Origin of the sequence: Bacillus sp. FJAT-27916 (genome assembly GCF_001183965.1) — a bacterium.
GTDB lineage: Bacteria > Bacillota > Bacilli > Bacillales > Pradoshiaceae > Pradoshia.
This window is the reverse complement of sequence record NZ_LFZV01000001.1, coordinates 138,971-165,551: the sequence shown is the minus strand read 5'-3', so window position 1 is coordinate 165,551 and position 26,581 is coordinate 138,971. Positions and strand designations below refer to the sequence as shown.

Sequence of the window (26,581 nt, the reverse complement as noted above, 5' to 3'; positions counted from 1 at the left end):
CTCCCCCTATATCCGTCCAATTTCATTGACCGCTTTATCCATGCTCTTATCATATGCCTGAATAATCTTTTGATTCGCCTCAAACGTCCGGTAAGCTGTCATCAGCTCCGTCATCGTCTTCGATGAATCCACATTCGATTGCTCAATCGCACCCTGGCGCATCGTGAAACTCACATTATCCGTTTCATAGGCAGAAGCAAGCTCACCGCCGTTCAAGCGATACAGCCCGTCCCCCTCCTTAATGAGCTCTCCTTGCGGGTTCGCGCTGAAGGCTGCACCGATACGGGCCATCTGCTGACCATTCTCGGTCATATAACCATCCTTTGATACCGTAAAGTTCTCAGACGCAAGCTGAATCCTCCCGCCATTCTCATCCAATATGTATTGGCCGCTCGCGGTCGTTAAAAAGCCGCTGCCATCGAGTGTAAAGTTCCCGTTTCTCGTATAAAGAGGACCATTTGCCGACTCCACCATGAACAGGACTGTCCCAGCTGCACCTGTCTCTGGATCAATTGGCAGACGCCCGTCAATCAGGGCCAAATCCGTGCTGTTCTTCGTCTCCTTCACCCCGCCTTGAGAAAAGGAAGGAATGGACTCCTGAACATATACACCCGTATTAATCGCCCCAACATAGCTCGACTTCCTCACATCGAAGGAATTCTTGACCGGAACCTTTTCACTCTCATAGCTGTGCAAAAGCATTGCCGGAAACGAGCGCACACTCGCCTCGTCCTCTTTATAGCCGACCGTCTCCGCATTCGCCAAGTTATTCGTCAGCAACTCGGTGCGGCGCTGCTGGGCAATCATCCCTGAAGCCGCTGTGTAAAAACCCTTAAACATCTCGACACCTCTTCCAAAAGGCAATTTACTCTATATCTTTTTATATCGGGAATCCGCAGGCAATCGTACACAGACTTTCGACCTAATTACCGGCATAAAAATAAGACCCGGCCATACGTCCTGCCGGGTCCTCTAAGGAGTGATTGATTAAACTAGTTTACGTCGTGCTATTCTGTCGATGTTCTCAAGCATGATGCCTGTACCGATGGCCACGCAATCCATTGGACTTTCTGCGATGATGACAGGAACTCTCAATTCATCTGCCATCAGCTGCTCAATGCCGTGAAGCAAAGCGCCGCCGCCAGTCAGGATGATTCCGCGGTCAATGATATCTGCTGATAATTCTGGAGGAGTTTGTTCAAGAACCGTCTTAGCTGCATGAACAATAACATAAATGGATTCACGTAAGGCTTCTTCAATTTCCTCTGAACCAACCGTGATGGTTCTAGGAAGTCCAGTTACCATATCACGTCCACGCACCTCGATTGTCTCGTTGCGTGATCCCTTGAATACCGTTGCTACTTTGACTTTAATATCCTCTGCTGTCCGTTCACCGATTAATAGCTTGTATTTACGCTTGATGTAATTTAAAATCTCGGCATCGAATTTATCGCCGGCCATTTTGATGGATGCAGATGTTACGATGTCACCCATGGAAAGAACGGCGATATCCGTTGTTCCACCGCCGATGTCAATAACCATGTTACCACTTGGCTGGAAGATATCCATTCCAGCACCGATTGCCGCAATCTTCGGCTCTTCTTCTAAATAAACCTTCTTGCCGCCGCTCTTCTCAGCCGCTTCACGAATGGCCTTCTGCTCAACACTTGTGATGTTTGTCGGGCAGCAAATGAGGATGCGCGGCTTTGTTAATACACCTTTCACATCCAGCTTGTTAATGAAATACTTCAGCATGGATTCCGTCACATCAAAGTCTGCAATGACGCCATCCTTCAATGGGCGAATCGCGATGATGTTTCCCGGTGTCCGTCCAACCATGCGACGCGCTTCTTCTCCAACAGCCAGCACTCGATTTGTGTTCTTATCAAGCGCAACAACAGAGGGCTCATTTAAAACGATGCCCTTACCCTTTACGTGGATGAGCACATTCGCCGTGCCCAAATCGATCCCAATATCTCTCGAAAACATAAACGAATAATCCTCCTCAAGAAACAATCAGTTTCCTACTTCTGTACTAATTAAGAATTTTATCATATTTTGTTGAAAAAAAGGAACTTTTCGCTTAAAATTTTGGACTATTTAGGGTAAAAAATGAAATTCAAGAGTTGTTTTAAAATAATTTTTATGGTAAATAGTGCAAACGTTCTATTTTTGCTTAATTTAAGTTGTTTTTACACAAAAGGATTATTTATGGTTGGTTTATTGGTAAGTGTGAGTTTGTTTGAAGTGACACTTTTGGGGAGCTTTCTAAGTGATTTTCGCTGTAGACGGCGCTTTCCGCGGGCTTGGCTTCAGCCTCCTCGTCGAGAGTCGCTCCTGCAGGGTCTTCAGTTCAAGCTTTTCCCGTAGGAGTCGCCGTCTTCCGCTGCAATCATTGGGTGGGTTATTAAATTTAGCGAGGTTCATGTATTACTTGTTCACATGAGGTGAATGATTGGGATGGGATGTACCTTTTTATTCTTTGATTTTGAAATACTCTATACAAGCGAAAACTGTCCACATGTGAATAACTCAATTTGAATGGATTCTGTTATTATGTTCAGCTCGCTATTCAACATACGGCAATGTTTATATTGTCTGTACCCACCGACGCTGAATAAGGCAAGGAGGCTTAGCATTTCTCTCATTGTAAGTATGTCCCAACCTGTTATGAATGCTACCCTTGTCTTTTAGAGGCTGCACATTCTCTCTCCACCCATCCATTCCCGCAGGATTGGGCGAAGACTCCTGTGGGAGAAGGAAGCAGGTCTGAGACCGTTCTGCCGCAGGCGAACAGGCTCAGCGCTTCCCCCGCGGAAAGCGAAGTCCAATCCTGCGGGAATGCGTTAGAACGACTCATCACATCATAAAAATGACTCGATGGAGAAGGCTGATGAATGTTAGTCCATGTATTTTAAAAGCCGCACATTCTCTCTCCACCCATCCATTCCCGCAGGATTGGGCGAAGACTCCTGTGGGAGAAGGAAGCAGGTCTGAGACCGTTCTGCCGCAGGCGAGGAGGCTAAAGCAGCTTCCCCCACGGAAAGCGCAGCCCAATCTGGCGGGAATGCGTTAGGACCCTCTATCCACATCTAAACGAGTAGATGGCGGTGAAGCGTGAATGCCCCCCTTGTATTTTAAAAGCCACACATTCTCTCTCCACCCACCCATTCACGCGGGATTGGGCGAAGACTCCTGTGGGAGAAGGAAGCAGGCATGAGACCGTTCTGCCGCAGGCGAACAGGCTAAAGCAGCTTCCCCCACGGAAAGCGCAGCCCAATCCGGTGGGAATGCGTTCGAACATAAATCTCCCCATAATAAAAAGGCCGACAAACCGGCCCTTCAACACATCATCTGCACAGCCAGTCTCATTGAACCGGCTCCTCCTCTGCCTTCCGATACTTCTGCTTCGTCGCCTCTCCCCCTCGAAGATGCCTGATCGACTTATGATAATCAAGAATCTCCTTCACCTCATTGGCCAACTCCGCATTAATATCCGGCAGACGCTCCGTCAAATCCTTATGGACAGTACTTTTGGATACACCAAACTCCTTCGCAATCACGCGAACAGTTTTTCTCGTTTCCACGATATACTTCCCAATCTTGATAGTTCTTTCTTTGATGTAATCGTGCAATTCACTCGCCCTCCCTATTTGTAATAAGAGGAGTACAAGATAGAGACTCGCGGCTTATAAATAAAAATGAATGCTTATATAGAAAGAGTGTTAACTTTTCTTAGATCGCTGATAGAATATGACGATTCCCACCTCTAGAGCCCTCTCTCGCTAATTCAGGTTTGTAACAGTTTATTAGCTTGGTTCCATGTTTATGCACAAAATCCACAATAAGGACAAGATAACGCCTTCTTTTTCCCTGGTCTGCCTATTAAATCATATGCCTGGCCATTACAAATATCGCTGGCATTCGCCTACTTTTGGAAATTATAATGAGGATATTTCCCGAGAAATAGATGGATATCCGTCGAATAAAAACACCCTTGGGCGAATTATCGCCCAAGGGTGTGATGACCATTAGTTACCGGTTTCTTCTCCAGTTTCTGTACTGTCGCTATCTTCAGTTGTAGTTTTTTCATCTTTTTGATCAGCTGCTTTTTCTTCTGCTTTTGATTGGTCAGCTTTTAATGAACTTAACGGTTTGTCGAGATAGTCTAATGGATTGACGGCTGTTTGGTCTTTCCTGATTTCAAAGTGGACATGGTTGCCGGCTTCAGCATTGATTCCGCTTGTGGAACTTTTCGCGATTGCTTCGCCTTGTTTGACTGTTTCGCCTTCCTTGACTTCAATATCAGTTACGGAAGAGTAATGAGTTTCCATGCCTTTTTCGTGTTCAATGACGATGCTGTTTCCAAGCAATGCGTCTTCTTGAACAGATGTTACCTTACCGCTCATGGATGCGATGACTTCGAATTCTTTGCCATCTTTCATGGCGTAGTCAATGCCTGTATTTGGCTGATACGTATTATTATAGAAAACGAGTGATGCCTCTTGCTGTTTTGTATCACCGTTGACATCATAGAATTCCTTCTTGATGACAGCTGAATCAGCTTCCGCCATTGGGATTGTAAATGTTTCAAGTGAATTATTTACTTCAATGGATGGCTCTGTTCCTTCGCTTGTTATGTTCTGTCTTGTTTCAGATGGCTCTTTTGTGAATTCATCATCACTTGCTTGATACACTAAAACTCCTGTCAAAAGGACGGCTGCACTTGTAATATAGATTGCTGGTAAGAACCAACGTTTCTTTGTGATACCTTTCCATTTTGACGATTGAGAAGATCGCTTCTTTTCTTCCTCTCTCATTTTCATCACCTCTGGCATCATTCTGAACACTTTTCAGAAAATATATACATGAGACAGGAAAAATTTTTTAGTTTATGCATTTTCTATTAAAAGTATGCAAAAAAAAAAGACTGCCGCAGCAGTCCTTTATTTCTTCGCAGTAGTATAGGTGGGCAGGTAAGCAGTTGCCTCCTTGATGCTGATATCCTTATAGTAGTGCGCGAGGATGTCCTTGTAGGTCTTTCCTTCCTTTGCCATACCGTTCGCTCCGTATTGGCTCATACCGACGCCATGGCCGTAGCCCTTTGTTGTGATGACGATATCATTTCCTTTTCGGTACCAGGTGAAGTCGCTCGATTTGAGGTTGAGCTTTTCACGAACCTCTTTGCCGGTGAGTGTCTTGCCGCCGATTTTGATTTGAGCGATTCGCTTTCCTTCGGTGCGGGAGATAATCTGGCCGATGTCGGTCTTGCTGCCGACCTGGATGCCGAGCATGCGCTCAAATTCATTCAAGGCCATCTTTGTTTCTTGAAGATATTTGGGTGAATCTTTATCCCATGGACTTTCGACACTGCGCAGGTATGGGAGCGGATTCTGCCAATAGTCCTCTGAATTTTCCGTGTAGCCGTTGCTTGTGGAGAAGAAGGATGGTGTGATTAATTCATCCTTATACGTCAGAATCTGCCCTCTCGTCGCTTGGACAGCCTCTTCAATCCTTTTTCGCTTTTCCTCATATTGATTGCCCCACTGTGCCCGAAGCTCCTCATCACTTAAGTATACTTGGTCATTGACCGTATCGGTGATGTCAGCATTTGATGGGAGATCCTTTTTCTTTTGGGCCGTTAAGGTCTTTGTCACAAACGTCCTGGCCGTCAATGCCTGTGCTTTCAGCGCCTCCATCTCGAAGCTTGCCGGCATTTCAGCAGCGACGACCCCGACGACGTAATCCTCTAGATTGACGGTTTCGACCGTATTGGTTTTATTACGGAATACATTAATACTTGCCATGGGATCATCCTCCTTTGGCTTTTCCTTCGGTGTTGATGCTGGTTGTGCGGCGGTTTCCTTCTTATCTGAGAAAGGTGCCACCAGGAGAGCTGGTATAAGAATAACAACAACGGCAATGACGCTTAGTGTGACAAGGACTGGCTTCCAATGCTTCATATATGGCTTTCTCCCCTCTATTCAGTTATCCAATACTCTTCATATGTATGAACTGACAGCGGGAAATATGTACAGGTTAGCCCTTTCGTTTTTGGTATTCTCGAATAGAAGCTATGAGTATGAAGACGAAAGCTGCGGCAAGAATGAGGTTTAATAGGACATTCACTAATTTGAAGATGATGATGGCAATAACCAGCAACAGGATGATTTTGATGAGCAGACTGTTGTCTAGATTTTTCATTCTGATTCACCTCCTTCCTAACATTCTATCAAACTTTCATTATTTTCAAACAATTATCCCCATTATCAACATGCTGTGTATAACTTTGTGGATAAATCGTGGAAAAATATTTTTAGACGAATTCCTACAAAAATTTCACTCTCAAACTTAGTGTAATCATGTTTATTTTTTTGAAGTGTCATTTTTACCAATGAATATGTGGATAATCCTGTGCATAACTAAGCCTACCATGTGCATAACTTGTTGAAAATTTGTGAGTTAGTCTGTGGATAATTGTGCATAAGCTGTTGATATGTCTTTTTAGGATATCCTTTTCATAGAATGGAGTACGCAATGCAAAAAAGCCAGACCATGAGCCTGGCTTTCGATACATTGCTATGAATAAAATTAGGCATTTTCAGCGATAATTTCGGTTTGTTCCTTTGTTTCATTAATGCGTTCGATGTCTGCACCTAAGGATGCCAATTTTCCGTGGAAGTTTACGTATCCGCGGTCAAGATGCTTAAGCTCAGTTACGCGGGTAACGCCATCAGCCACTAATCCAGATAGGATCAAGGCTGCAGCTGCACGTAAATCCGTTGCAGAAACTTCTGCTCCTTGCAGGTTCGCATCACCGGAAATGATAACAGAGCGCCCATCAATCTTGATGTCAGCGTTCATGCGGCGGAATTCCTCCACATGCATGAAGCGGTTTTCGAAGACCGTCTCTGTGATCATGCTTGTGCCTTTTGCACGAAGCAATAGGGCCATCATCTGTGATTGCATATCTGTTGGGAAACCTGGGTGTGGCATTGTCTTGATATCCACAGCTTTCATGATATCTGGACCAATTACACGAAGACCATCTTTCTCTTCCTGAACGATAATACCCATCTCTTCCATTTTGGCAACAAGGGATGATAAATGTTCTAAAACGGCTCCTTGTACTAGGACATTTCCTCCTGTAATTGCCGCAGCAACCATGAATGTTCCTGCTTCGATACGGTCTGGGATAATGTGATGTTCTGTACCGTAAAGTTTGTCTACACCTTCAATGCGAATCGTTGCTGTGCCAGCACCTTTCACTTTAGCGCCCATTTTGTTCAAGTAGTTCGCCAAATCAACAATTTCAGGCTCTTTTGCGCAGTTCTCAAGAATCGTTAGACCATCGGCTAGAGCAGCTGCCATCATAATGTTTTCTGTTGCACCCACACTTGGGAAGTCCAAATAAATCTTCGCACCTTTAAGACGACCATCAACCTCTGCTTCAATGAAACCATTGCCGACTCTGACTTTTGCACCCATTGCCTCGAATCCTTTTAAATGCTGGTCAATCGGGCGGGACCCAATCGCACAGCCGCCAGGAAGTGCTACGCGAGCTTTCCCGTTACGCGCTAAAAGGGAACCCATCACGAGGACAGAAGCACGCATTTTGCGAACATATTCAAATGGCGCCTCATCAAATAACGGCTTAGAAGCATCAACGGTTACCGTATTGTTACTGAAAGTTACTTCTGTATTTAAGTTACGGATTACTTCGTTAATCGTATATACATCGGATAGTTCCGGAACGTCTTTAAGAACGCTTTTTCCTTCACTTGCTAATAATGTTGCAGCTAATACAGGTAAAACGGCGTTTTTAGCACCCTCTACTCGAACTGTACCTTCCAACCTGTTTCCGCCGCGGACAATGATCTTTTCCAAATTTATTCCCCTCCGCGTTCAATATCTCTATATTAGTATTCAAATGCTATTATCGGTGTGCCAATGGTAACGGTTGTTCCTTCCTCCTCCTGTGTTTCGCGGAATGCAAGCTGAAGGTTAACCCCATTTGGCAGCGTATTTTCAAATTGTTTGCTGTTAGCAGAAATTGATATGAAATCGCTCTCTACAGCACTTTCCACTGACGTTGCATCAAATAATTTCATCCAGTTTTTATAAACAACCTTATCCATAGTATCACCGGTTCTCACCTTTAGACAAGCGAAATAATCAGGTTCATTTTTAAATAAACCTTTCTTCCCGGTTTTTATTTGCTTACGGATATAAGCTGCATGTCCGTCTGACCATTTCTCACCCTGAATAGAGTACAAAATCGCAATTTCATTACGTTCATCAGACATTACCTTAATAGTAGAACGTACACCCAATTCCTCATCGACACGACTGCCTGTCCATGCCTGGTAATCAGAAGTATTCTCCTCTGTCCACACATAGTCAGTAAACCGTTCTTTAACCTCGGATGTCACAACTGACAGACTTCCCTTTGTACTTGAGCGCGCTAAGATACTCCAGCCCAAAACATCAGCGTCTGGATTTATCTCGAAAACTCGATCAACGATTTTTTCTAAATCACTCGTTGCCAAAGCTTCTGTCGTTTTATTCCCTACATATAAAAGCATCAAACCAACAATTACAGGTAATACGACCTTTTTAAGCATGTACCTCACTCTCCCCATAGAGCTAGTTTGCCCCAAAGAGAGGTATGTAAATACATAAGTCCGTTCGTCATCATCTGACATTACTCAAACAAAAGCGGTAATTGCCGTGAATATCCCAAATACGTCAGGAAAAATCCGCTCACTGTCGACCCAATCGCGATTGTCAGCAAAATATACAGCACTCTTGCCTGTACAACCCGGCCAGCCCGAAGCAGCTTATCGAAATGGATTGCTTGCAGCGCCCACCATGTCACCCCTATAAAAAATAAATGACTGATGATACTGATTAAAGCTTGAAATCCAAAACTACTCATGATCATTTCCCTTCTCTACCCAGAGATATACGATAACAGTGTAACATATTTATTTCCTGTCTTCCTCTTTTTCTGCAATTAATCGACTAATTTCTGCAAAAAAGTCCTTAATCCCTATAAATATAAGTAAAAATGTTTGGTAATATCAATCAATCCTTCAGAAAACTAGATCGATACGCCTAATAAACATCCATACTATTGTAAACCATTCCTCCCCCTAACACACTTACAAAATGGTAAGTTTCTAAACTAATTTTCGCATCTAGAACCATACACTGGAAAAATGTAAGCCCATTTGGGGAGGGAGAAAAGTTATAGGCATCATCTCGAATGAATCTTCTCGTAAACAGACTAGACTGTGTTATTTAGGTGTCCTGCGTAGATTTTTCTCTCGAAAAGGCTCTCAATATCAAAATGGCGTCATTTATAGTTCCTTTTGAAGACAATATCCTCTAAAATCTTATCTTCCAGCCGGGATCGGTCTTCGTTTCTGAAGGAAATATTGATGAATCCTTTATTTAAGGGCGAAAATATCAGGGTATGGGCTCGGCTAAACCCTTATGGGCGGTAAATGTAGTGTATGAGCGAAACCCGTATCCCCTGCAGACACCCTCCACCCCATGACAGCACAAAAAAAGCCCGCCCAGCCAAAGCCGGACGAGCCTTCCTTATCTCAATAAATTCACCATGTCCGCGAAGTTGCCTTGATAAAAATCAAGCAGGACATTTGGGAACAGTCCGAGGAGGAGCGTTCCGCCTAAGCATAATCCAATGGCGAGCCCCATTGGGAGGGAAACCGCGCGCTCTCGCCGCTCCTCACCTGGGCGGGCAAACATATGGACCATGACGTTGAAGTAGAACACATAAGAGATGACGGTGGCAATGAGCATGATTGCTGCCAAGATGTAATGACCATCCTCCTTTGCAAAGAAGCTGACGAAGATATTCAGCTTCCCGATGAAACCAGCTGTTGCCGGAATCCCAGCGAGCGATAGAAGGAAGATGCTCATTGATACAGCCAAGACAGGTGCCCGCTTATATAAGCCGGCCAAGACATACACATCATCCTCTTCCCCGTCCTTGATGATAAATTGGATGATGGCTAAGGCGCCTGCCACCATGAACACATAGGCGATCAAATAGAACCAGAGCGCTTCAATCGTATATTGGCCAAAGGCAGCCACTGCAGCTAGCAAATATCCGGCATGACCGATGCTGGAGTAGGCGAGCATTCTCTTCAAGCTTCTTTGGCGGAGGGCGATGATGTTTCCGACCAGCATCGTCATTCCCGCTAGTACCGCTACATACTGGTGATTGGCGGTGAAGATGGAGAGAAATCCAATGGAATCCATCGTTGCCGTCATAAAGACAGTCACAACAACCCGCATTAGTAGGGCGAACGCGGCTGCCTTTGAGACGATGCTCAAAAAGGCGGTAACCGGAGTAGGCGAACCCTCGTACACATCCGGTGCCCACATATGAAACGGTACGGTGGCCAGCTTGAACGACAGACCGACCAGCAGGATGAAGAAGGATAGTCCAGCTATATATTGATATTGCGCGTTCGTCTCAATCGCGAATTGGTTACTGAGCTCATAGAGATTCGTCGTTCCGCCGAGTCCGTACAAGTAGCTCATCGCGAATAGAATGATAGCTGTCGAGATGCCGCCATTAACGACATATTTCATCGCAGCCTCTGTTGACTTGACTGATGATTTTCTCATACCCGCAAGGATGTAGGAGGAGACAGAGAGCAGTTCAAGACCGACAAAGAGTGTAATTAAGTCAGCACTAGATGTCATGACCATTCCGCCTAGAAGGGCGGTTAGGAATAAATAGAAGAACTCTCCCTGATACGGCCCCATCCCTCCTGCTGGCTTATGATCGATTGCTAAAAGCAGCACGATGGCGGCCCCAATTAAGAGGACCATCTTAAAGGCTTTCGCGAATGTATCGAGCACAAAAGTATCATACAAGATTGAACCTGGCTCTGCTGAAGTCAGGCTGACAACCATCACTAAGGCAAGCAGCACACTCACGAATGCGAACCAGCCAAGGATTCTTCTCCCAACCTCCTTCGGCATAACAAGGTCCAGGATGGAGAGCAGAACCGCCGCGGCAAGGATGATAAACTCCGGCATCATTAAGCTCCAGTTAAATGAAAGCAGGGTATCCATATCCATTCCGCCTCACCCCCCTATTCCTGAAATTGCGCGCTCAAGGATGGATGGATAAACACCGATGACCACAATAATGCCAACTAAGACAGCTGCCGGGACCCATTCGACCAAGCGAAGGTCATGGGCCTGTTCATCCCCGCTGCCGAATGTCATTTTCAGCACAGAACGGAGTACATAAACAGCTGTCAGAATAAGTCCCAGTGCTCCTATCGCACCAAGAACAGGTTCCTTCTCAAACACACCGAGGAAGGCGAGAAATTCACTTACAAACCCTGATAATCCAGGCAAGCCGAGCGATGCCATCCCGGCGGTGAGCAAGAAGCCGGAGAACACCGGCATCCCGTTCCAAAGTCCACCGAGCCTCCTCATATCAGTCGTTTCATAGCGATCCTGCAAGACTCCCACCAAGAGGAAGAACAAACTGGCAATCAGTCCATGGGACACAACCTGGAAGATTGCTCCCTGCATGCCCGCATCATTCATCGCTCCAAGCCCCATTAGCACAATCCCCATATGGGAGACAGACGAATAGGCGAGCAAAAGCTTGAAGTTTGTCTGGATAAGAGCAAGGAATGCCCCGTATAAAAGATTAATCACACCAAGCAGGATGATCCAAAAGGAAATCTTGCTGAACTCCTCCGGGAACAGCCCGACAGCAAATTGAATCAGACCATAGGCGCCAATCTTCAAAAGAATACCGGCATGGAGCATGACCACAGCGGGCGGCGCCTCAACATGGACCTTCAATACCCAGGAATGAAGCGGGAAAATCGGCAGTTTAATGCCGAAGGCCACAATCAAGGCAATAAGCAATCCATACTTCAATTCTGAGCTGATTGGGGACAATAATGTTTGTCCGCCGAGGGAAAGAATTTGTTTTAGAATCTCGATATTGGACGTGCCTGTCTTTGCGAACAAGACGGCAATCACGAACAACAAGATCGCTGAACCGAGACCGTTATAGATCAAAAAGCGATACGCAGCCTTCTCGCGGTCAAATCCTCCCCATTTCCCAACCAAGAAGAAGGTTGCCACAAGTGTCACCTCAAAGAAGAGGAAAAATAAAATTAAATTCTCAGCCGCAAACACGCCGAGCATCCCTGTCTCAAGCAGCAGGAACAGACTGAAATATCCTTTCCACCCCTTCTCTATCTGCCAGGTGGATGCTATCGCCGCAAGCGTACTGAGTACAGCTGTTAAAAGAATCATCACATAGGAAAAGCCATCAATCCCAAGCTCAAACGGAACGGCATACATCTGGCTGAATTCATTGCCCGTATTGCCGAGCTGGAACCAGTTCGCATAAACGGCATAGCTGCTCCATTTATGTCCGGATACAGCGATAATTAATGAAAGAACTAGCGGGATGACTGTCCCAAGCACACCGACCAACTTGAGTAATCGTTTGTTATCACTTGGCATGAGCCAGAGGATCAGCATGAACAGAAGCGGAGCGAAAACAAGCAAGGTCAACATCATCGTACATACCCCCCTGTCAGTGCAAAGATGACGAGGATAACGGCAAGGCCGATAAAGGCGACTGCCCCATATAGCTGCATCTGCCCATTCCCGGCATCTGCTCCCCTAGCCCCCAGCCGGTCAATCACTCCGCTGATGAGCGAGCCAATCCCTTGCACAATATACCGGTCAAACCAAGAAAGCACATAACCAATTCCCTGCACAAGCGGAACGGCTGTCTTAGCGTACACCTCATCCACATAAAATTTATTCACGAGCATACCTGGCATCTCCAGGTCTTCTCTCCCTTTTCTGCCAAAGAGCCAATACGCACTGCCACTCCCTGTCAGAAAAGCAAGAACCGCCGCCAGTGCAATCCAGCCAGGAGCCTCTGTATGACTCGCCTCCATATATACATTCCCTTCCATTAGCCACTCCCCTAGATATTCTCCAAACCAAGGGGTATTGAGGTAGCCAGAGAAAATAGCGAGCACACCAAGCACCATCATCGGTATGATCATATTTCTTGGAGACTCCTTGACTTGCCCCTTCATTTTAGCCGGGCCAGTGAACACCAAGAAGAAGAGCCTGAACATATAAAAGGCCGTCAAGACTGCTGTGATGAGAGCTAAGGCAAACAGTAACGGATGGCCGGCATTCCAGGCAGAAATCAAGATCTCATCTTTACTGAAGAAGCCTGAAAGAAGCGGGAATCCGGTCAATGCCAATGTCCCGATGAGGAAGAGCATACCTGTCAGGCGCAGCTTTGAAAATAACCCGCCCATCTCAAGGATGTTCTGCGTCTTTACCGCATGAATGACACTTCCTGCCGCTAGGAATAGCAACGCCTTGAAGAAGGCATGCGTCGTTAAATGGAATACCCCAGCAACATATCCGGCAGAGCCGAGCGCAAGCATCATGTAGCCTAATTGACTGACCGTTGAATACGCAAGAATTCGTTTAATATCATTTTGGCCGATTGCAATCAGTGCCGCAAAGATTGCTGTGAATGCACCAATAATCGCAACTGTCAGCAAGGCAGCCTCGCTGGCAAGGAAGAGCGGGAACATTGTCGCAACGAGATACACACCTGCGGCAACCATGGTCGCTGCATGGATAAGGGCGGAAACCGGTGTCGGCCCCTCCATCGCATCCGGAAGCCAGGTGTGAAGCGGGAATTGCCCTGATTTCCCCATCGCCCCGATGAAGATGAGGATGGCCGTCAACGTAATCATTCCATCTGATACCGCTCCCGATTCCACTTTTGCAAAGATATCCACGATCTCGAAGGTACCGGTCTGCCAGAATAAGAGAATCATTCCGATCAATAAGCCAACATCCCCGATCCTTGTCATGATGAATGCCTTCTTCGCGGCATCACGGGCGGACTCCTTATAAAAGTAGAACCCAATCAAGAGGAAGGAACCTAAGCCGACCAACTCCCAAAACACATACAGCTGGAGGAGATTCGGCGACAGAACCAGCCCGAGCATTGCAAACGTAAACAATCCCAAATAGGCATAGAAGGTAGCTATTCGTCCATCCCCCTTCATATAGCCGATAGAATACATATGTACAAGTACACTGACCAGTGACACGATCACAAGCATCAATGCATTCAATTGATTGACCTCAACACCCGCTGTCAGGCGAATATCCCCTGCCTTCAGCCACTCAAATGAGGCTCGGTAGGTTGGTGAATCGATACGCTCGACGAGAATAAAGGCCGCCCCGATAAAGGTCAGGGCCAATAGGCCGGTTCCAATATAGGCGCTCGTCTGCTTCAACCTCTGGCCGAAGAGCAAGAGAATCACAAATGACAGCAGGGGAACTAGCGGGATGACCCACACAAACTCCATCATGTATACATTTCCCCTTCTAACTAGAATGGTTCAGCTTATTCATCTCATCCACATTGACGGTTTTGCGATTTCGGTATAAAGCAATCAAAATTGCGAGCCCGACAGCCGCCTCAATCGCTGCGACGGCTATGACAAATAAGGCGAAGACCTGACCGTCAATGGCCGGGGCAGGCCCCAGCTTGCTGAAGGCAATAAGGTTGATATTGACGGCGTTCAGCATCAATTCAATGGAGACGAGGACCATGATCATGTTCCTTTTCGTCAATGCGCCGTACAGTCCGATGCAAAATAAAATCAAGGCCAATGTTAAATAGGCCGGAAGCGGTACCGTGCTCATGAATCCCCATCCTCCTTTTCATCCTTTTTCGCAAGAACAATCGCACCGACAAGCCCAACAAGAAGCAGCACAGACAAGAGTTCAAACGGAATCACATACTCACTGAAGATGGAGATCCCAATCTTCTCGGTATTATCCGCATGAAGCCGTTCGGACTGATTGCCAAAGTCCAAATCATAAATACCGGCATACACCACAGCGGCAAAGCCGAGGATTCCAAGCAGAATCAACGCCTTGCCGAATGGCCGGACCTTTGATGGGCTCTCATCCTGGTGATTCGTCAGCATGATGCCAAAGAGCATGATGATCGTGATGGCACCTGAGTAAATCATAATCTGGACGACCGCCGTAAATTCCGCTGATAAGAGCAGGAAGATACCGGCGACGCTGACAAAGGTCAAAACAAGCGCCAGCATCATATGCATGACCTTCGTCAAGTTGATCATCATGACCGCGCCAGCGACGGCCGTAAATCCTAAAATCATAAATGCGATGACTTCCCCGCTCATTGCTGATTCACCTTTCGAATATTTTCATCATTCTCATCAAGCCACTGGAGATTCTTAAATAATTCATCCCGGCTATACTCGGCAAGCTCAAAATTATTCGTCATCACGATGGCCTCCGTTGGGCAGACCTCTGTACATAAATCACATAAAATACAAATCTCAAAATTGATATCGTAGGTGTCGATAATCTTCTTACCCTTCTTAGTGGGATCAGGGTGCTTCTTCCCGGTGAGGTGAATGCAATCTGTCGGGCAGATGTTCACACATTGATTGCAGACGATGCATTTCTCCGGATAGAATTTCTGGATGCCGCGGAACCGGTCCGGAAGCATCATCGGTTCATTTGGGTAATCATAGGTGACTTTATCCTTGGTTAGATTCTTCAGCGTATATTTCAAACCTTTGACTAGACCGAGCATAGGATATCCTCCCTTACATGATTTTCAACAATAGGGCCGTCACAAAAATATTCACAAGCGCCAGCGGCAAAAGCACCTTCCAGCCGAACTCCATTAAATGGTCCGCTCTCAGACGCGGCAGGGTGACTCGTACCCAGATGAGGAAGAAGGTTACGGCAAACCATTTCAACGCAAACCAAATTGCTCCTGGAATCACATCAAGAAACGGAAGCGGATGCCAGCCGCCGAGGAATAGTACGACAGTCAGCGCCGCCATCGCAAACATATACACATACTCTGACAGCATGAAGAATGCCCATCGGAATCCTGAGTACTCCACATGGAATCCGGCAACAAGCTCTGATTCCGCCTCGGACAGGTCAAACGGCACCCGGTTCAATTCTGCGACTGCTGCTATGAAGAAGATGATGAAGGCGAGCGGCTGCTTGACGATATTCCACAGGCCCTCCTGCCCGGCGACAATGTCATTTAAATTGAGACTTCCACTCAAGAGGACGACGCCAATCACCGACATCACGAGCGGCACCTCATAGGAAATCATCTGGGCACCGGCCCTCATCCCCCCAAGGAGCGAGTACTTATTATTGGAGGCCCACCCGGCCGCCAGGATGCCGACCGTCGATAAGCTCGAGACCGCAATATAATAGAGGAGACCCACGCCAAGGTCGGCGAACTGGAGCTTATCTGTAAACGGCAGAACAGCAACGACCATCATGGCTGGTGCAAAAGCTATCATCGGTGCAAGCTTAAAGAGCGGCTTATCAGCCATCGCTGGCACCGTGTCCTCCTTAATCAAGAGCTTCAATACATCCGCTACTGTCTGCAGCAAGCCGAAATTCCCGCCAAGCTGATTCGGTCCGTGACGGAGCTGCATATAGCCCATCACCTTCCGCTCTGCCAATATCGCAAAAGTAACAAAGCCTAAGATGACAAACATGAGCACAATCGCAGCAATGAAAAAGAACGCAAACGTTCCAAGGCTGGGCGCCGAGGTCAGTAAATCCTGCACCATCACCCATCAACCTCCCCAAGCACGATATCAATAGCTCCTAGAATCGCAACGAGATTCGCAATATTTTCTCCCCTTAATAATTTCGGCAGAATTTGAAGGTTATAGAATGAAGGACGCCTGAATTTCAGACGATACGGCTCCTTCTTCCCCTCACTGGCTATATAGCAGCCAATCTCACCACGCGGGGATTCAATGCGGACAAATCCCTCTCCCTTTGGCGGCTTCACGATTTTTGGCACCTTCGCGAGGACCGGTCCACTCTCCGGAAATTGCTCAATGGCCTGCTCTAGGATCTTCAGGGATTCTTCCATTTCATCCAAGCGGATTTCATAGCGGGAGAGCACATCTCCTGTTTCACGTGTAACACTGCTAAAATTAAAACGGTCATAAATGGAATAGGGCGCCGTCTTTCGGAGATCTTGATCAATGCCTGTGCATCTTAAATTCGGACCGCTGAGTGAATACGCAATCGCCTCATCCGCCGAATAAATCCCAATCCCTTTTACCCGAGTCTGGAAGATTTCATTGCCGCTGACCAGATCACGATAACCGGCAAGCTGCTCACGCATATACGGGATGAAATTTGCCACCTTCTCAAACCATCCGTCCGGTGCATCCCACTTCACGCCGCCAATACGCATATAGTTGAAAGTGAGGCGTGCCCCTGACAGTTCATTGAGAAAATTAAGAATCATCTCCCTCTCCCTGAATGCATAGATGAACGGGCTCGTTGCCCCTAGGTCAAGAACGAATGTACCCCATGCTACAAGATGGCTCGCGATGCGGCCAAGCTCCATCGCCATGATGCGTAGGTATTCCGCCCGCTCCGGCACCTCGATATTCATCATCGTCTCAACGGCATGGCAAAGCACATAATTATTCGTCATCGCAGACAAATAATCCATCCGGTCCGTGTACGGAATGATTTGCGTATATTGCAAATCCTCCGCAAGCTTCTCCGTCCCCCTATGTAAATAGCCGATAACAGGTGTCGCCTCCGTGATGATTTCCCCGTCAATCTTGACGACGATGCGCAGAACCCCATGAGTACTCGGGTGCTGAGGGCCAACATTCAACAGCATTTCCTCTGTACGAATCATCCGCTACACCTCCACATCATCATATTGGACATAATCCTTGCGAAGCGGGTAGCCTTCCCACTCCTCCCCCAATAGGATGCGTTTCAAATCCGGATGCCCGGTAAAATAGATACCAAGTAAATCATACGCCTCTGACTCGGCCCAGTTCGCCCCCGGCCATAGCGGTGTCACCGACTCAATCTCCGGCTGCTCCCGGTCTATCTTTACCTTTACGACAACATCCCGCTTAAATGACAACGATTGTAAATATAAATATACTTCAAAATGCTCCAAAAAGTCCGTTCCGTGAATTTCTGATAAGTAATTAAATTGAAGCTTTGGATGATTGCGCAAGCATGTTACCACTTCCAGATAGGCCTCCCTATTCACAACCAAGGTAGGAACATCCTTTGAAAGTCTATTAATATAGGCATCTACCAGACTATCCGCTCCAAGCTCCTCCTTAATGATTGCTCTGTAAGAGTCAAGGAGCGATTGATTGGGTGAAGGAGCCGCTTCTTCGGAACTCTCTTTTGGCTCCTTTCCTGCTGCTCCCTTTAACTTGGCCGCTGCCGCTGCTTTCGCTTTTGCCGCAGCAATGGCTTTTGCCTTTTCTTTATCTGGGTCTGTATCTCGGTTTTGTTTGGCGAGAGCCGCCGCTTTCGCTTTTGCGGCTGCTGCCGCTTTTCTCTTTGCTAAATCTTCCGCTCCTGCTTCTCCTCCCTCTGCCATTCGCTTCTGCTTGGCAAGGGCGGCCGCTTTTGCTTTCGCGGCTGCTGCGGCTTTTTTCTTCGCGAGGTCATCTGTTCCTGCTTCTTCTCCCTCTGCCATTCTCTTTTGCTTGGCGAGGGCAGCGGCCTTTGCTTTCGCGGCAGCCGCGGCTTTTTTCTTCACGAGTTCATTCGCTTCTTCATTCTCTCCCTCTGCCATTCTCTTTTGCTTGGCGAGGGCAGCAGCCTTTGCTTTCGCGGCAGCTGCGGCTTTTTTCTTCACGAGGTTATTCGCTTCTTCATTCTCTCCCTCTGCCATTCTCTTTTGCTTGGCGAGGGCAGCCGCTTTTGCTTTTGCGGCTGCTGCGGCTTTTTTCTTCGCTAGATCATCCGCTTCTTCATTCTCTCCCTCTGCCATTCTCTTTTGCTTGGCAAGGGCTGCTGCCTTTGCTTTTGCGGCTGCTGCGGCTTTTTTCTTCGCTAGATCATCCGCTTCTTCATTCTCTCCCTCTGCCATTCTCTTTTGCTTGGCGAGGGCTGCGGCCTTTGCTTTCGCGGCAGCCGCAGCTTTTTTCTTTATGAGGTCTTCTGGGTCAGTAATAGGCTCAATGGCTGCCTCTGTTGGATTGGTCTTTTCAACTTTTGGCTCTTCTTTTGGCTCTACTTTCGGCTCTTCGGCGGAGCTCTTTTTTGCGCGCCGCTTCGCATTCTCTTCTGCCATTCTTTTCAGTACCTCTATATCCCGCCGGCCCACCTACATCACCTTCTTCCCGGTCTTTGCCTCATAAGCAATCTTCTCTTTTAATTTATTGATTCCATAGATTAAGGCTGCTGGATTTGGCGGGCAGCCTGGTATGTACACATCCACCGGGACAATTTGATCGACCCCTTTGACGACACTGTATGATTTCACGTATGGACCGCCAGCTGTTGCGCAGGATCCCATGGCAATGACCCATTTAGGTTCAGGCATTTGATCGTAAAGGCGGCGCAGGATGGGCGCCATTTTTTTCGTAACGGTGCCAGAGACAATCATCACATCAGATTGGCGCGGAGATGTCCGGAAAAAGGACCCGAAACGGTCAACATCATAATGAGAGGATCCGACAGCCATCATTTCAATTGCACAGCAGGCAAGTCCAAATGTTAAAGGCCATAGCGAATTCCCTCTTGCCCACCCCTTTACCTGCTCTAAGGTGGCAAAAAAGATATTGCGCTCTAGCTCGGCCTTTTCCTGAACAGATAGCTGATTCATATTCAATTCCATTTAAGCACCTTCTTTCTCCAGGCATACGCCAGTCCAAGGATAAGCATGAAAACAAATATCAGCATCTCAATCAGTGCAAAGACGCCTAATTTCTCATAGGCTACTGCCCATGGATAGAGGAAAACCGTTTCTACATCAAATAACACAAACAAAAGCGCAAATATGTAATAGCGGACATTGAATTGAACCCGTGAATCATGAAATGGCTCAAGTCCGCTTTCATAGGTGGTGCGCTTAGCCTCCGTCGGCTTATTTGGTCTGAGAATTTTCCCCATGGTGAGCGCGACGACCGGAAGCAGGATACCAAGGCACAAAAAAATCAGAACGATTATGTAATTGTTCTGATACCAATGTAACGATGCCATCTTCACCCCTCCGAATACTCGTATTTTTTCAGGCAAGAATTCTCTTATTATGCAATAAATGTAAGCGTATACATTATAACATTGCCCCGCAAGGCTGTCGATATGTCGGACGACCCTTTGGCCGGGGAAAACACCCTATCTCCCCAATACTAGTATGTATATTACAGGCAGCGGAAGTTATGAGTACTATTGAGGAAGGCTGGAACTTCTGCCTCGGCAGGCTGGATTATTGTCGAAAACGGGGGTTTGGCTATAGCAATCTTCATTAGAATCTTCCTCGTTCAAAAACGCCGTAATTTAAACTGTTTTTGAAGAATTGAGATGAAAATGCAGGAATTCCTTCAAAAAAAACCTTCCACTAGTCTTTTTTGACCTTTTAAGCATGGAAGGGTCTAGATTTCTAAGAAAAATAACCATGATTTCATTGTTTATGGGCGATTTCCATCCATTTATGGGCGGCGAACATCCTATATGGTAATCATCACCTGTAGGCGAACAATCATCCGTTTGCTTGGGGCAATCGCCCGATCTGAGCGACATGGACACACGCACTCCATGACAAAATTCTCCCCATCTAAAGCAAAAACCCGCAGAATAAGCAATCGCTCATCCTGCGGGTATCTTATCAGAGATCAATGTCTTTGTTGTTCAGCAATATCTAGACGGTTTAAAGCACGCTTGAGTGCCATTTCGGCGCGGTGTGCGTCGATTGCAGCTTGTCTGTCTGCAAGACGTTTTTCTGCGCGCGCTTTGGCCTGTTTGGCGCGAGCAATGTCAATGTTCTCTGCACGTTCAGCTGACTGGGCTAGAATGGTAACTTCCTGTCCGTTAACTTCGACGAAGCCTCCGGATACAGCAACCCATTCGGTATGGTTGCCGTTTTTCAAACGGACAGCGCCAATATCAAGCGGCGCGACCATTGGAATATGTCCGGCAAGAATACCTAGTTCCCCAGTTTTTGCTTTTGTGCTGACCATTTCCACTTCATCTTCCAAAACAGGACCGCCAGGAGTAACTACAGAAACTTTAATCGTTCTCATATATGCGCCCTCCTATAGGATCCGTTTGGTTTAAGCCTCTACGCCCATTTGCTTAGCTTTTTCAACCACGTCTTCGATGCGGCCGACTAGGCGGAATGCATCCTCAGGAAGGTGGTCGTACTTACCGTCAAGGATTTCTTTGAATCCTTTAACAGTTTCTTTAACAGGCACGTAAGAACCTTTTTGGCCAGTGAATTGCTCTGCCACGTGGAAGTTTTGAGATAGGAAGTTTTGAATACGACGCGCACGCGCAACCGTCAATTTATCTTCCTCACCTAATTCATCCATACCGAGGATGGCGATGATATCTTGCAATTCTCTGTAACGTTGAAGCGTTGATTGGACGGCACGAGCTACTTCATAATGCTCTTCTCCGACGATGTCTGGAGAAAGGGCGCGAGAAGTGGAAGCCAGCGGGTCCACCGCAGGGTAGATACCCATCTCGGATAGTCTACGCTCTAGGTTTGTTGTTGCATCTAAGTGGGCGAATGTTGTAGCCGGAGCCGGGTCAGTATAGTCATCGGCTGGTACATAGATTGCTTGGATAGATGTAACAGAACCTACGTTAGTAGATGTGATACGCTCTTGTAATTGACCCATTTCAGTCGCCAATGTTGGTTGGTAACCAACGGCAGAAGGCATACGTCCAAGAAGGGCGGATACTTCAGAACCGGCTTGTGTGAAACGGAAGATGTTATCGATAAAGAACAATACGTCCTGGCCTTGAACATCACGGAAGTATTCAGCCATTGTCAAACCAGTCAAGGCAACACGCATACGTGCTCCAGGCGGCTCGTTCATTTGTCCGAATACCATCGCTGTTTTCTTGATAACGCCAGAGTCTGTCATTTCGTGGTATAGGTCATTACCTTCACGTGTACGCTCACCAACACCGGCGAATACGGAAATACCGCCGTGCTCTTGAGCGATGTTGTTGATTAATTCTTGGATTAGAACGGTTTTACCTACACCGGCACCGCCGAACAATCCAATCTTACCGCCCTTGATGTAAGGAGCAAGCAAGTCTACTACTTTGATACCTGTTTCAAGGATCTCAACTTCAGTAGATAATTCTTCAAATTTAGGAGCTTCCCTGTGGATAGGGTCCTTTTGATAATCCCCTTCTAATGCAGGATCAAGGTCAATTTTCTCTCCCAATACGTTGAATACGCGACCAAGTGTTACGTCTCCAACTGGTACAGAAATTGGTGCTCCTGTGTCGATTACTTCCGCGTTACGGACCAATCCGTCTGTGGAAGCCATCGCAATTGTACGAACTGTATCATCGCCTAAGTGAAGAGCAACTTCCAAAGTAAGGTATTCCGCTTCATCAGCTGGAGCTCCTTTGGAAACATTAATCTTCAGAGCGTTATAGATCGCAGGCAGTTTGCCGTTTTCAAAACGAACGTCGACAACCGGACCCATGACTTGAGTAACGCGTCCTATGTTCATTCCATTCCCTCCTATTTACTCTAATGCCGAGTGAGTGCTTCAATCTATTGTTCATCCATTTATCTATTCGAGTGCGGCAGCTCCGCCGACAATCTCGGTGATCTCTTGTGTGATCGCTGCTTGACGGGCACGGTTGTATGTGAGCGTGAGTGAGGCGATAAGATCAGATGCGTTATCTGTCGCACTCTTCATCGCTGTCATACGGGATGCGTGCTCGCTGGCCTTCCCGTCCAATAGCGCGCCATAGATGAGGCTTTCCGCATATTGTGGGAGCAACACTTTAAGAATTTCTTCTTGGTTCGGTTCAAACTCGTAAAGCGTTGAGGCTGAATCTGAATCAACACTTCCAAGAGGCAACAATTTCTTTTCCGTTACCTCTTGGGAAATAGCACTGATAAAGTGGTTGTAATACATATAGATTTCATCCACTGTTTCATCTGCGAATAATTTCACCGTACTGGATGTAATTTCTTTAATGTCATCAAAAGTTGGCTGATCAGAAATCCCTGTAAGCTCTTGGATGACGTTCATTCCGCGCATGCGGAAGAATTCACTGCCCATACGCCCAAGTACGATAATGCCGTACTCATCCGGGGACTTATGGCGCTCATTGATTGTCTGATAAACCTTTCTTAAGACACTGCTGTTATATGGTCCAGCCAATCCGCGATCGGAAGTGATAACTACGTAACCAGTTCTTTTCACAGGACGCGCGACGAGCATCGGATGAGATGCATCCTTGCTTCCGTTCGCGATGCTTGATACGACCTCTTGGATTTTCTCCATGTACGGTACAAAAGCTTTCGCGTTTGTTTCGGCACGATTCAATTTGGAGGCGGAGACCATTTGCATGGCTTTTGTGATTTGGCTCGTTTTCTTTGTTGATTTTATACGCGCATCTATATCACGTAATGATGCCATTCATTCTCACCATCCTTCTATTAATGCCTATCCTGTTATTCCGATACAACAAATTGTTTTTTGAATTCAGTAATGGCTGCGTTCATATCTTGTTCTTCTGGAAGTTTGCCAGTAGAACGGATATGGTCATAAAGTTCTTTATGGTTGCGGCCAGTCCATTCGATGATTTCTGCTTCGAAGCGTCTGATATCAGCGAGTGGAATATCGTCTAAGAATCCGCGAGTCAAGCAGTATAGGATTAATACTTGCTGTTCTACACGAAGCGGTTTGTGAAGGTCTTGTTTCAATACCTCAACCGTACGTGCACCACGGTTCAATTTCGCTTGTGTTGCTTTATCCAAGTCAGATCCGAATTGGGCAAAGGCTTCAAGCTCACGGTAGGATGCCAAGTCCAAACGAAGGGTACCGGCAACGCTCTTCATTGCTTTAATTTGAGCGGATCCACCTACACGGGATACGGAAAGACCTGCGTTGATGGCAGGGCGTACGCCGGAGAAGAATAAGTCAGATTGCAAGAAGATTTGTCCATCCGTGATGGAGATAACGTTTGTTGGGATGTAAGCAGAGATATCGCCTGCTTGTGTTTCAACGAACGGTAATGCTGTGATGGAACCAGCACCTAATGTATCATTCAATTTAGCTGCACGCTCGAGCAAGCGGGAGTGCAAGTAGAATACGTCACCTGGGAAGGCTTCACGGCCTGGAGGACGACGAAGGAGCAAGGAAAGCTCACGGTAAGCCGCAGCTTGCTTTGATAGATCATCGTACACGACAAGAACGTGCTTGCCTTGGCGCATGAAATACTCACCCATTGTTACGCCGGAGTAAGGAGCTAAGTATAATAGCGGTGCCGGCTGAGAAGCAGATGCAGATACAACGATTGTGTAATCAAGTGCACCATACTTACGGAAGGTTTCAACTGTTCCACGAACCGTTGATTCTTTTTGACCGATGGCAACATAGATACAAATCATGTTTTCATCCTTTTGGTTAAGGATTGTATCTACTGCTACGGATGTTTTACCAGTTTGACGGTCTCCGATGATCAATTCACGTTGTCCGCGTCCGATTGGAACAAGGGCATCAATCGCCTTGATACCAGTTTGAAGCGGCTCATGAACAGATTTACGGTCCATAACGCCTGGTGCGTTGTTTTCGATTGGAAGTGTATCAGTTGTCGCGATTGGACCCATGCCATCAAGCGGTTGTCCGAGGGAGTTTACAACGCGGCCAATAAGCGCGTCACCCACCGGTACCTCCATGATGCGTCCTGTGCGGCGAACTGTGTCACCTTCTTTAATGTCGCGGAAAGGACCGAGGATGATAACACCGACGTTATTCTCTTCCAAGTTTTGCGCCATACCTACTACACCGTTAGAGAACTCGAGAAGCTCTCCGGACATGGCGTTGTCCAATCCATGAACACGCGCGATTCCGTCTCCGACTGTAATAACCGTGCCGACTTCGCTCACTTCTATCTCAGATTGATAGCCTTCAATTTGTTTCTTAATCAGCGCGCTGATTTCTTCAGCTCTGATGCTCATGAATTTCACCCCTAACTTCTAATATTAACCGAGCAGACTGCGCTCTAAGCGATCGAGTTTCCCTTGGACCGTACCATCAAAAATACGGTTTCCGATGCGGATTTTGATGCCGCCTAAAAGACTGCTGTCTACGATATTTTCAATGCGCAATGCTTGTTTTCCAATTTTACGGGCAAAAACCTTCGAAATGCCTTCTTGCTCCGCGTTGGATAACGGTTTTACAGAGTACACTTTCGCGTCAACGATTCCTGTATGCTCATTCACCAGCAAGATGAATTCATCCGCAAGGTCTGGCACGATTGTTTCCCTGTGTCGTTCTACAAGAAGCATCAACAGGTTTTGGATGGAAGGAGAAGCAGTTGCGAAAGCTTCTGCAATCGCTTGTTTCTTGTTTTCCATAGAGACCTTTGGATGTTCAAGGAACTCGATAAAGCGGCCATTCGTTTCAAAAACGTCTTTAACCGTTCTGATTTCCGTTTCCAAGCGGTCGATTTGGTTTTCTTCCTTAGCAATTTGGAAAAGAGCATTTGCATAGCGTTTCGCTGCAAGTGTTTGACTCATCGCTCTTCTCCTGCCTCTTGAATGTATTCATTGATCAATTTTTCCTGGTCTTTTGCACTAAGTTCTTTTTCAATCACTTTAGACGCAATTAGGACAGACAAGGATGCAACTTGTTCACGAAGGGCAGCAACAGCTTTTTCTTTTTGCTGTTCGATTTCGCGGGTCGCTGATTCTTTCACACGTTCAGCTTCCTGGCGTGCTAGTGCCATGATTTCTTCACGCTGAGTTTCGCCATGCTTCTTAGCTTCTTCAATGATCGCTAATGATTCCTGGCGTGCTTCCTTCAGCATTGTACGTTGTTCTTCAAGCAAAGCAGCTGCTTCCGCACGGCTTTTCTCTGCCGTTTCGATTTCATTCGCAACGTGGGCTTCACGTTCTTTCATGATTCCCATAAGCGGGCCGAATGCGAATTTCTTCAATAAAAGCATCAAGATGATGAATGCAAGCAATTGGAAAAGGATATCACCTGTATTCAATCCATCATGCGATGCTGCTGCTCCGAGTACCAAATTATTAAATAACACCCCTATTTCACTCCCTTCAGAAGTCTTTACAAGCATATAGTAGAGCCATTTAACGAATGGCTGATTTTACAAAGGCATAAAGGAATGGCGAAGATACCTGACTTAAGATTCTCCGCCATCAATTTTGTCAATTATCTGTTCAATACCATGAACGCGATAACTACCGCGATGATCGGAATCGCCTCAACTAGTGCTACCCCGATGAACATTGTTGTTTGAAGCATACCACGTGCTTCAGGTTGACGTGCAATACCCTCTACTGTACGAGATACGATCATACCATTACCAATACCTGCTCCAAGAGCGGCTAAACCGATTGCGATTGCTGCTGCGATAACTCCCAAACTCATTATGAAGTTCCTCCTTTAAATTGTATAACTAGTGTTTTGGATTTGTTTATATT

At 46.6% G+C, this 26,581-nt stretch carries 28 protein-coding genes; 1 reads left to right on the top strand and 27 read right to left on the bottom strand.

Translation table 11 applies throughout. The features are described from left to right. Positions 1 to 6: 6 nt before the first annotated feature. A complete protein-coding gene (locus AC622_RS00795; protein ID WP_049669337.1) occupies positions 7 to 840 on the bottom strand; it encodes a flagellar hook-basal body protein in 834 nt (277 codons plus the stop codon). Positions 841 to 987: 147 nt separating this feature from the next. Continuing rightward, positions 988 to 1,989: a rod shape-determining protein gene (locus AC622_RS00790; RefSeq protein ID WP_049669336.1), complete on the bottom strand. Its 1,002-nt coding sequence runs from the start codon at positions 1,987 to 1,989 to the stop codon at positions 988 to 990. Positions 1,990 to 2,893: 904 nt separating this feature from the next. On the opposite strand from AC622_RS00790, the gene AC622_RS20885 reads away from it, so the two are divergent. Next, positions 2,894 to 3,076, top strand: a complete 183-nt coding sequence (locus AC622_RS20885; RefSeq protein WP_156185522.1) for a hypothetical protein — start codon at positions 2,894 to 2,896, stop codon at positions 3,074 to 3,076. Positions 3,077 to 3,368: 292 nt separating this feature from the next. Here the strand turns inward: AC622_RS20885 and spoIIID are convergent, their stop codons facing one another. The 25 genes from spoIIID to atpE form a co-directional block, all read right to left on the bottom strand. Further along, complete coding sequence (gene spoIIID, locus AC622_RS00780) at positions 3,369 to 3,635, bottom strand: sporulation transcriptional regulator SpoIIID (protein ID WP_049669334.1); 267 nt, start codon at positions 3,633 to 3,635, stop codon at positions 3,369 to 3,371. Between the two features lie 396 nt (positions 3,636 to 4,031). Then, positions 4,032 to 4,820, bottom strand: coding sequence for a M23 family metallopeptidase (locus tag AC622_RS00775; RefSeq protein WP_049672709.1), 789 nt, complete (start codon positions 4,818 to 4,820; stop codon positions 4,032 to 4,034). Between the two features lie 126 nt (positions 4,821 to 4,946). Then, positions 4,947 to 5,963, bottom strand: coding sequence for a stage II sporulation protein D (spoIID, locus tag AC622_RS00770; protein ID WP_049669333.1), 1,017 nt, complete (start codon positions 5,961 to 5,963; stop codon positions 4,947 to 4,949). Positions 5,964 to 6,039: 76 nt separating this feature from the next. After that, positions 6,040 to 6,204: a hypothetical protein gene (locus AC622_RS20880; RefSeq protein ID WP_156185520.1), complete on the bottom strand. Its 165-nt coding sequence runs from the start codon at positions 6,202 to 6,204 to the stop codon at positions 6,040 to 6,042. Between the two features lie 387 nt (positions 6,205 to 6,591). After that, entirely contained in the window at positions 6,592 to 7,887 is a 1,296-nt protein-coding gene (gene murA, locus AC622_RS00765; protein ID WP_049669332.1) for a UDP-N-acetylglucosamine 1-carboxyvinyltransferase, read from the bottom strand. Between the two features lie 32 nt (positions 7,888 to 7,919). After that, positions 7,920 to 8,624, bottom strand: coding sequence for a YwmB family TATA-box binding protein (locus AC622_RS00760; RefSeq protein ID WP_049669331.1), 705 nt, complete (start codon positions 8,622 to 8,624; stop codon positions 7,920 to 7,922). A gap of 80 nt (positions 8,625 to 8,704) precedes the next feature. Then, on the bottom strand, positions 8,705 to 8,938 hold the full coding sequence (locus tag AC622_RS00755; RefSeq protein ID WP_197089885.1) for a DUF1146 family protein: 234 nt from the start codon (positions 8,936 to 8,938) through the stop codon (positions 8,705 to 8,707). Positions 8,939 to 9,606: 668 nt separating this feature from the next. Then, positions 9,607 to 11,121, bottom strand: coding sequence for an NADH-quinone oxidoreductase subunit NuoN (gene nuoN, locus AC622_RS00750; RefSeq protein WP_049669330.1), 1,515 nt, complete (start codon positions 11,119 to 11,121; stop codon positions 9,607 to 9,609). Between the two features lie 6 nt (positions 11,122 to 11,127). After that, entirely contained in the window at positions 11,128 to 12,597 is a 1,470-nt protein-coding gene (locus AC622_RS00745; protein WP_049669329.1) for a complex I subunit 4 family protein, read from the bottom strand. Continuing rightward, entirely contained in the window at positions 12,594 to 14,438 is a 1,845-nt protein-coding gene (gene nuoL, locus AC622_RS00740) for an NADH-quinone oxidoreductase subunit L (protein WP_049669328.1), read from the bottom strand. Before nuoL ends, AC622_RS00745 begins: the two co-directional genes overlap by 4 nt. A gap of 16 nt (positions 14,439 to 14,454) precedes the next feature. After that, positions 14,455 to 14,775 (bottom strand): NADH-quinone oxidoreductase subunit NuoK, encoded by a 321-nt coding sequence (gene nuoK / locus AC622_RS00735; RefSeq protein WP_049669327.1) that lies wholly within the window; start codon positions 14,773 to 14,775, stop codon positions 14,455 to 14,457. Then, the gene (locus AC622_RS00730; protein WP_049669326.1) at positions 14,772 to 15,284 is read right to left on the bottom strand and encodes an NADH-quinone oxidoreductase subunit J; all 513 of its coding nucleotides are present in this window, start codon (positions 15,282 to 15,284) and stop codon (positions 14,772 to 14,774) included. The genes nuoK and AC622_RS00730 overlap by 4 nt, the downstream gene beginning before the upstream one ends. Then, entirely contained in the window at positions 15,281 to 15,703 is a 423-nt protein-coding gene (gene nuoI, locus AC622_RS00725) for an NADH-quinone oxidoreductase subunit NuoI (RefSeq protein ID WP_049669325.1), read from the bottom strand. The genes AC622_RS00730 and nuoI overlap by 4 nt, the downstream gene beginning before the upstream one ends. Before the next feature lie 13 nt (positions 15,704 to 15,716). Continuing rightward, positions 15,717 to 16,715 carry an NADH-quinone oxidoreductase subunit NuoH gene (gene nuoH, locus AC622_RS00720; protein WP_049669324.1) on the bottom strand — a complete coding sequence of 333 codons (999 nt, stop codon included), beginning with the start codon at positions 16,713 to 16,715 and terminating at the stop codon, positions 15,717 to 15,719. Further along, the gene (locus tag AC622_RS00715) at positions 16,715 to 17,815 is read right to left on the bottom strand and encodes an NADH-quinone oxidoreductase subunit D (RefSeq protein ID WP_049669323.1); all 1,101 of its coding nucleotides are present in this window, start codon (positions 17,813 to 17,815) and stop codon (positions 16,715 to 16,717) included. The genes nuoH and AC622_RS00715 overlap by 1 nt, the downstream gene beginning before the upstream one ends. Before the next feature lie 3 nt (positions 17,816 to 17,818). Continuing rightward, positions 17,819 to 19,225 carry an NADH-quinone oxidoreductase subunit C gene (locus AC622_RS00710; protein WP_197089884.1) on the bottom strand — a complete coding sequence of 469 codons (1,407 nt, stop codon included), beginning with the start codon at positions 19,223 to 19,225 and terminating at the stop codon, positions 17,819 to 17,821. A 33-nt stretch (positions 19,226 to 19,258) separates the two neighbouring features. Next, complete coding sequence (locus AC622_RS00705; protein ID WP_049669322.1) at positions 19,259 to 19,771, bottom strand: NuoB/complex I 20 kDa subunit family protein; 513 nt, start codon at positions 19,769 to 19,771, stop codon at positions 19,259 to 19,261. Beyond that, complete coding sequence (locus AC622_RS00700; protein WP_049669321.1) at positions 19,762 to 20,136, bottom strand: NADH-quinone oxidoreductase subunit A; 375 nt, start codon at positions 20,134 to 20,136, stop codon at positions 19,762 to 19,764. The genes AC622_RS00705 and AC622_RS00700 overlap by 10 nt, the downstream gene beginning before the upstream one ends. A 632-nt stretch (positions 20,137 to 20,768) precedes the next feature. Further along, positions 20,769 to 21,176, bottom strand: coding sequence for a F0F1 ATP synthase subunit epsilon (locus tag AC622_RS00695; RefSeq protein WP_049669320.1), 408 nt, complete (start codon positions 21,174 to 21,176; stop codon positions 20,769 to 20,771). Positions 21,177 to 21,206: 30 nt separating this feature from the next. Beyond that, positions 21,207 to 22,628 (bottom strand): F0F1 ATP synthase subunit beta, encoded by a 1,422-nt coding sequence (atpD, locus tag AC622_RS00690; RefSeq protein ID WP_049669319.1) that lies wholly within the window; start codon positions 22,626 to 22,628, stop codon positions 21,207 to 21,209. A 63-nt stretch (positions 22,629 to 22,691) separates the two neighbouring features. Then, positions 22,692 to 23,549, bottom strand: a complete 858-nt coding sequence (locus AC622_RS00685; protein WP_049669318.1) for a F0F1 ATP synthase subunit gamma — start codon at positions 23,547 to 23,549, stop codon at positions 22,692 to 22,694. Positions 23,550 to 23,584: 35 nt separating this feature from the next. Then, positions 23,585 to 25,093 carry a F0F1 ATP synthase subunit alpha gene (atpA, locus tag AC622_RS00680; protein WP_049669317.1) on the bottom strand — a complete coding sequence of 503 codons (1,509 nt, stop codon included), beginning with the start codon at positions 25,091 to 25,093 and terminating at the stop codon, positions 23,585 to 23,587. A gap of 24 nt (positions 25,094 to 25,117) precedes the next feature. Next, positions 25,118 to 25,654, bottom strand: a complete 537-nt coding sequence (locus tag AC622_RS00675) for a F0F1 ATP synthase subunit delta (RefSeq protein WP_049669316.1) — start codon at positions 25,652 to 25,654, stop codon at positions 25,118 to 25,120. Further along, positions 25,651 to 26,178, bottom strand: coding sequence for a F0F1 ATP synthase subunit B (atpF, locus tag AC622_RS00670; RefSeq protein WP_049669315.1), 528 nt, complete (start codon positions 26,176 to 26,178; stop codon positions 25,651 to 25,653). The genes AC622_RS00675 and atpF overlap by 4 nt, the downstream gene beginning before the upstream one ends. 131 nt (positions 26,179 to 26,309) lie before the next feature. Continuing rightward, a complete protein-coding gene (gene atpE, locus AC622_RS00665) occupies positions 26,310 to 26,528 on the bottom strand; it encodes a F0F1 ATP synthase subunit C (RefSeq protein WP_104848543.1) in 219 nt (72 codons plus the stop codon). Between the last annotated feature and the right edge of the window lie 53 nt (positions 26,529 to 26,581).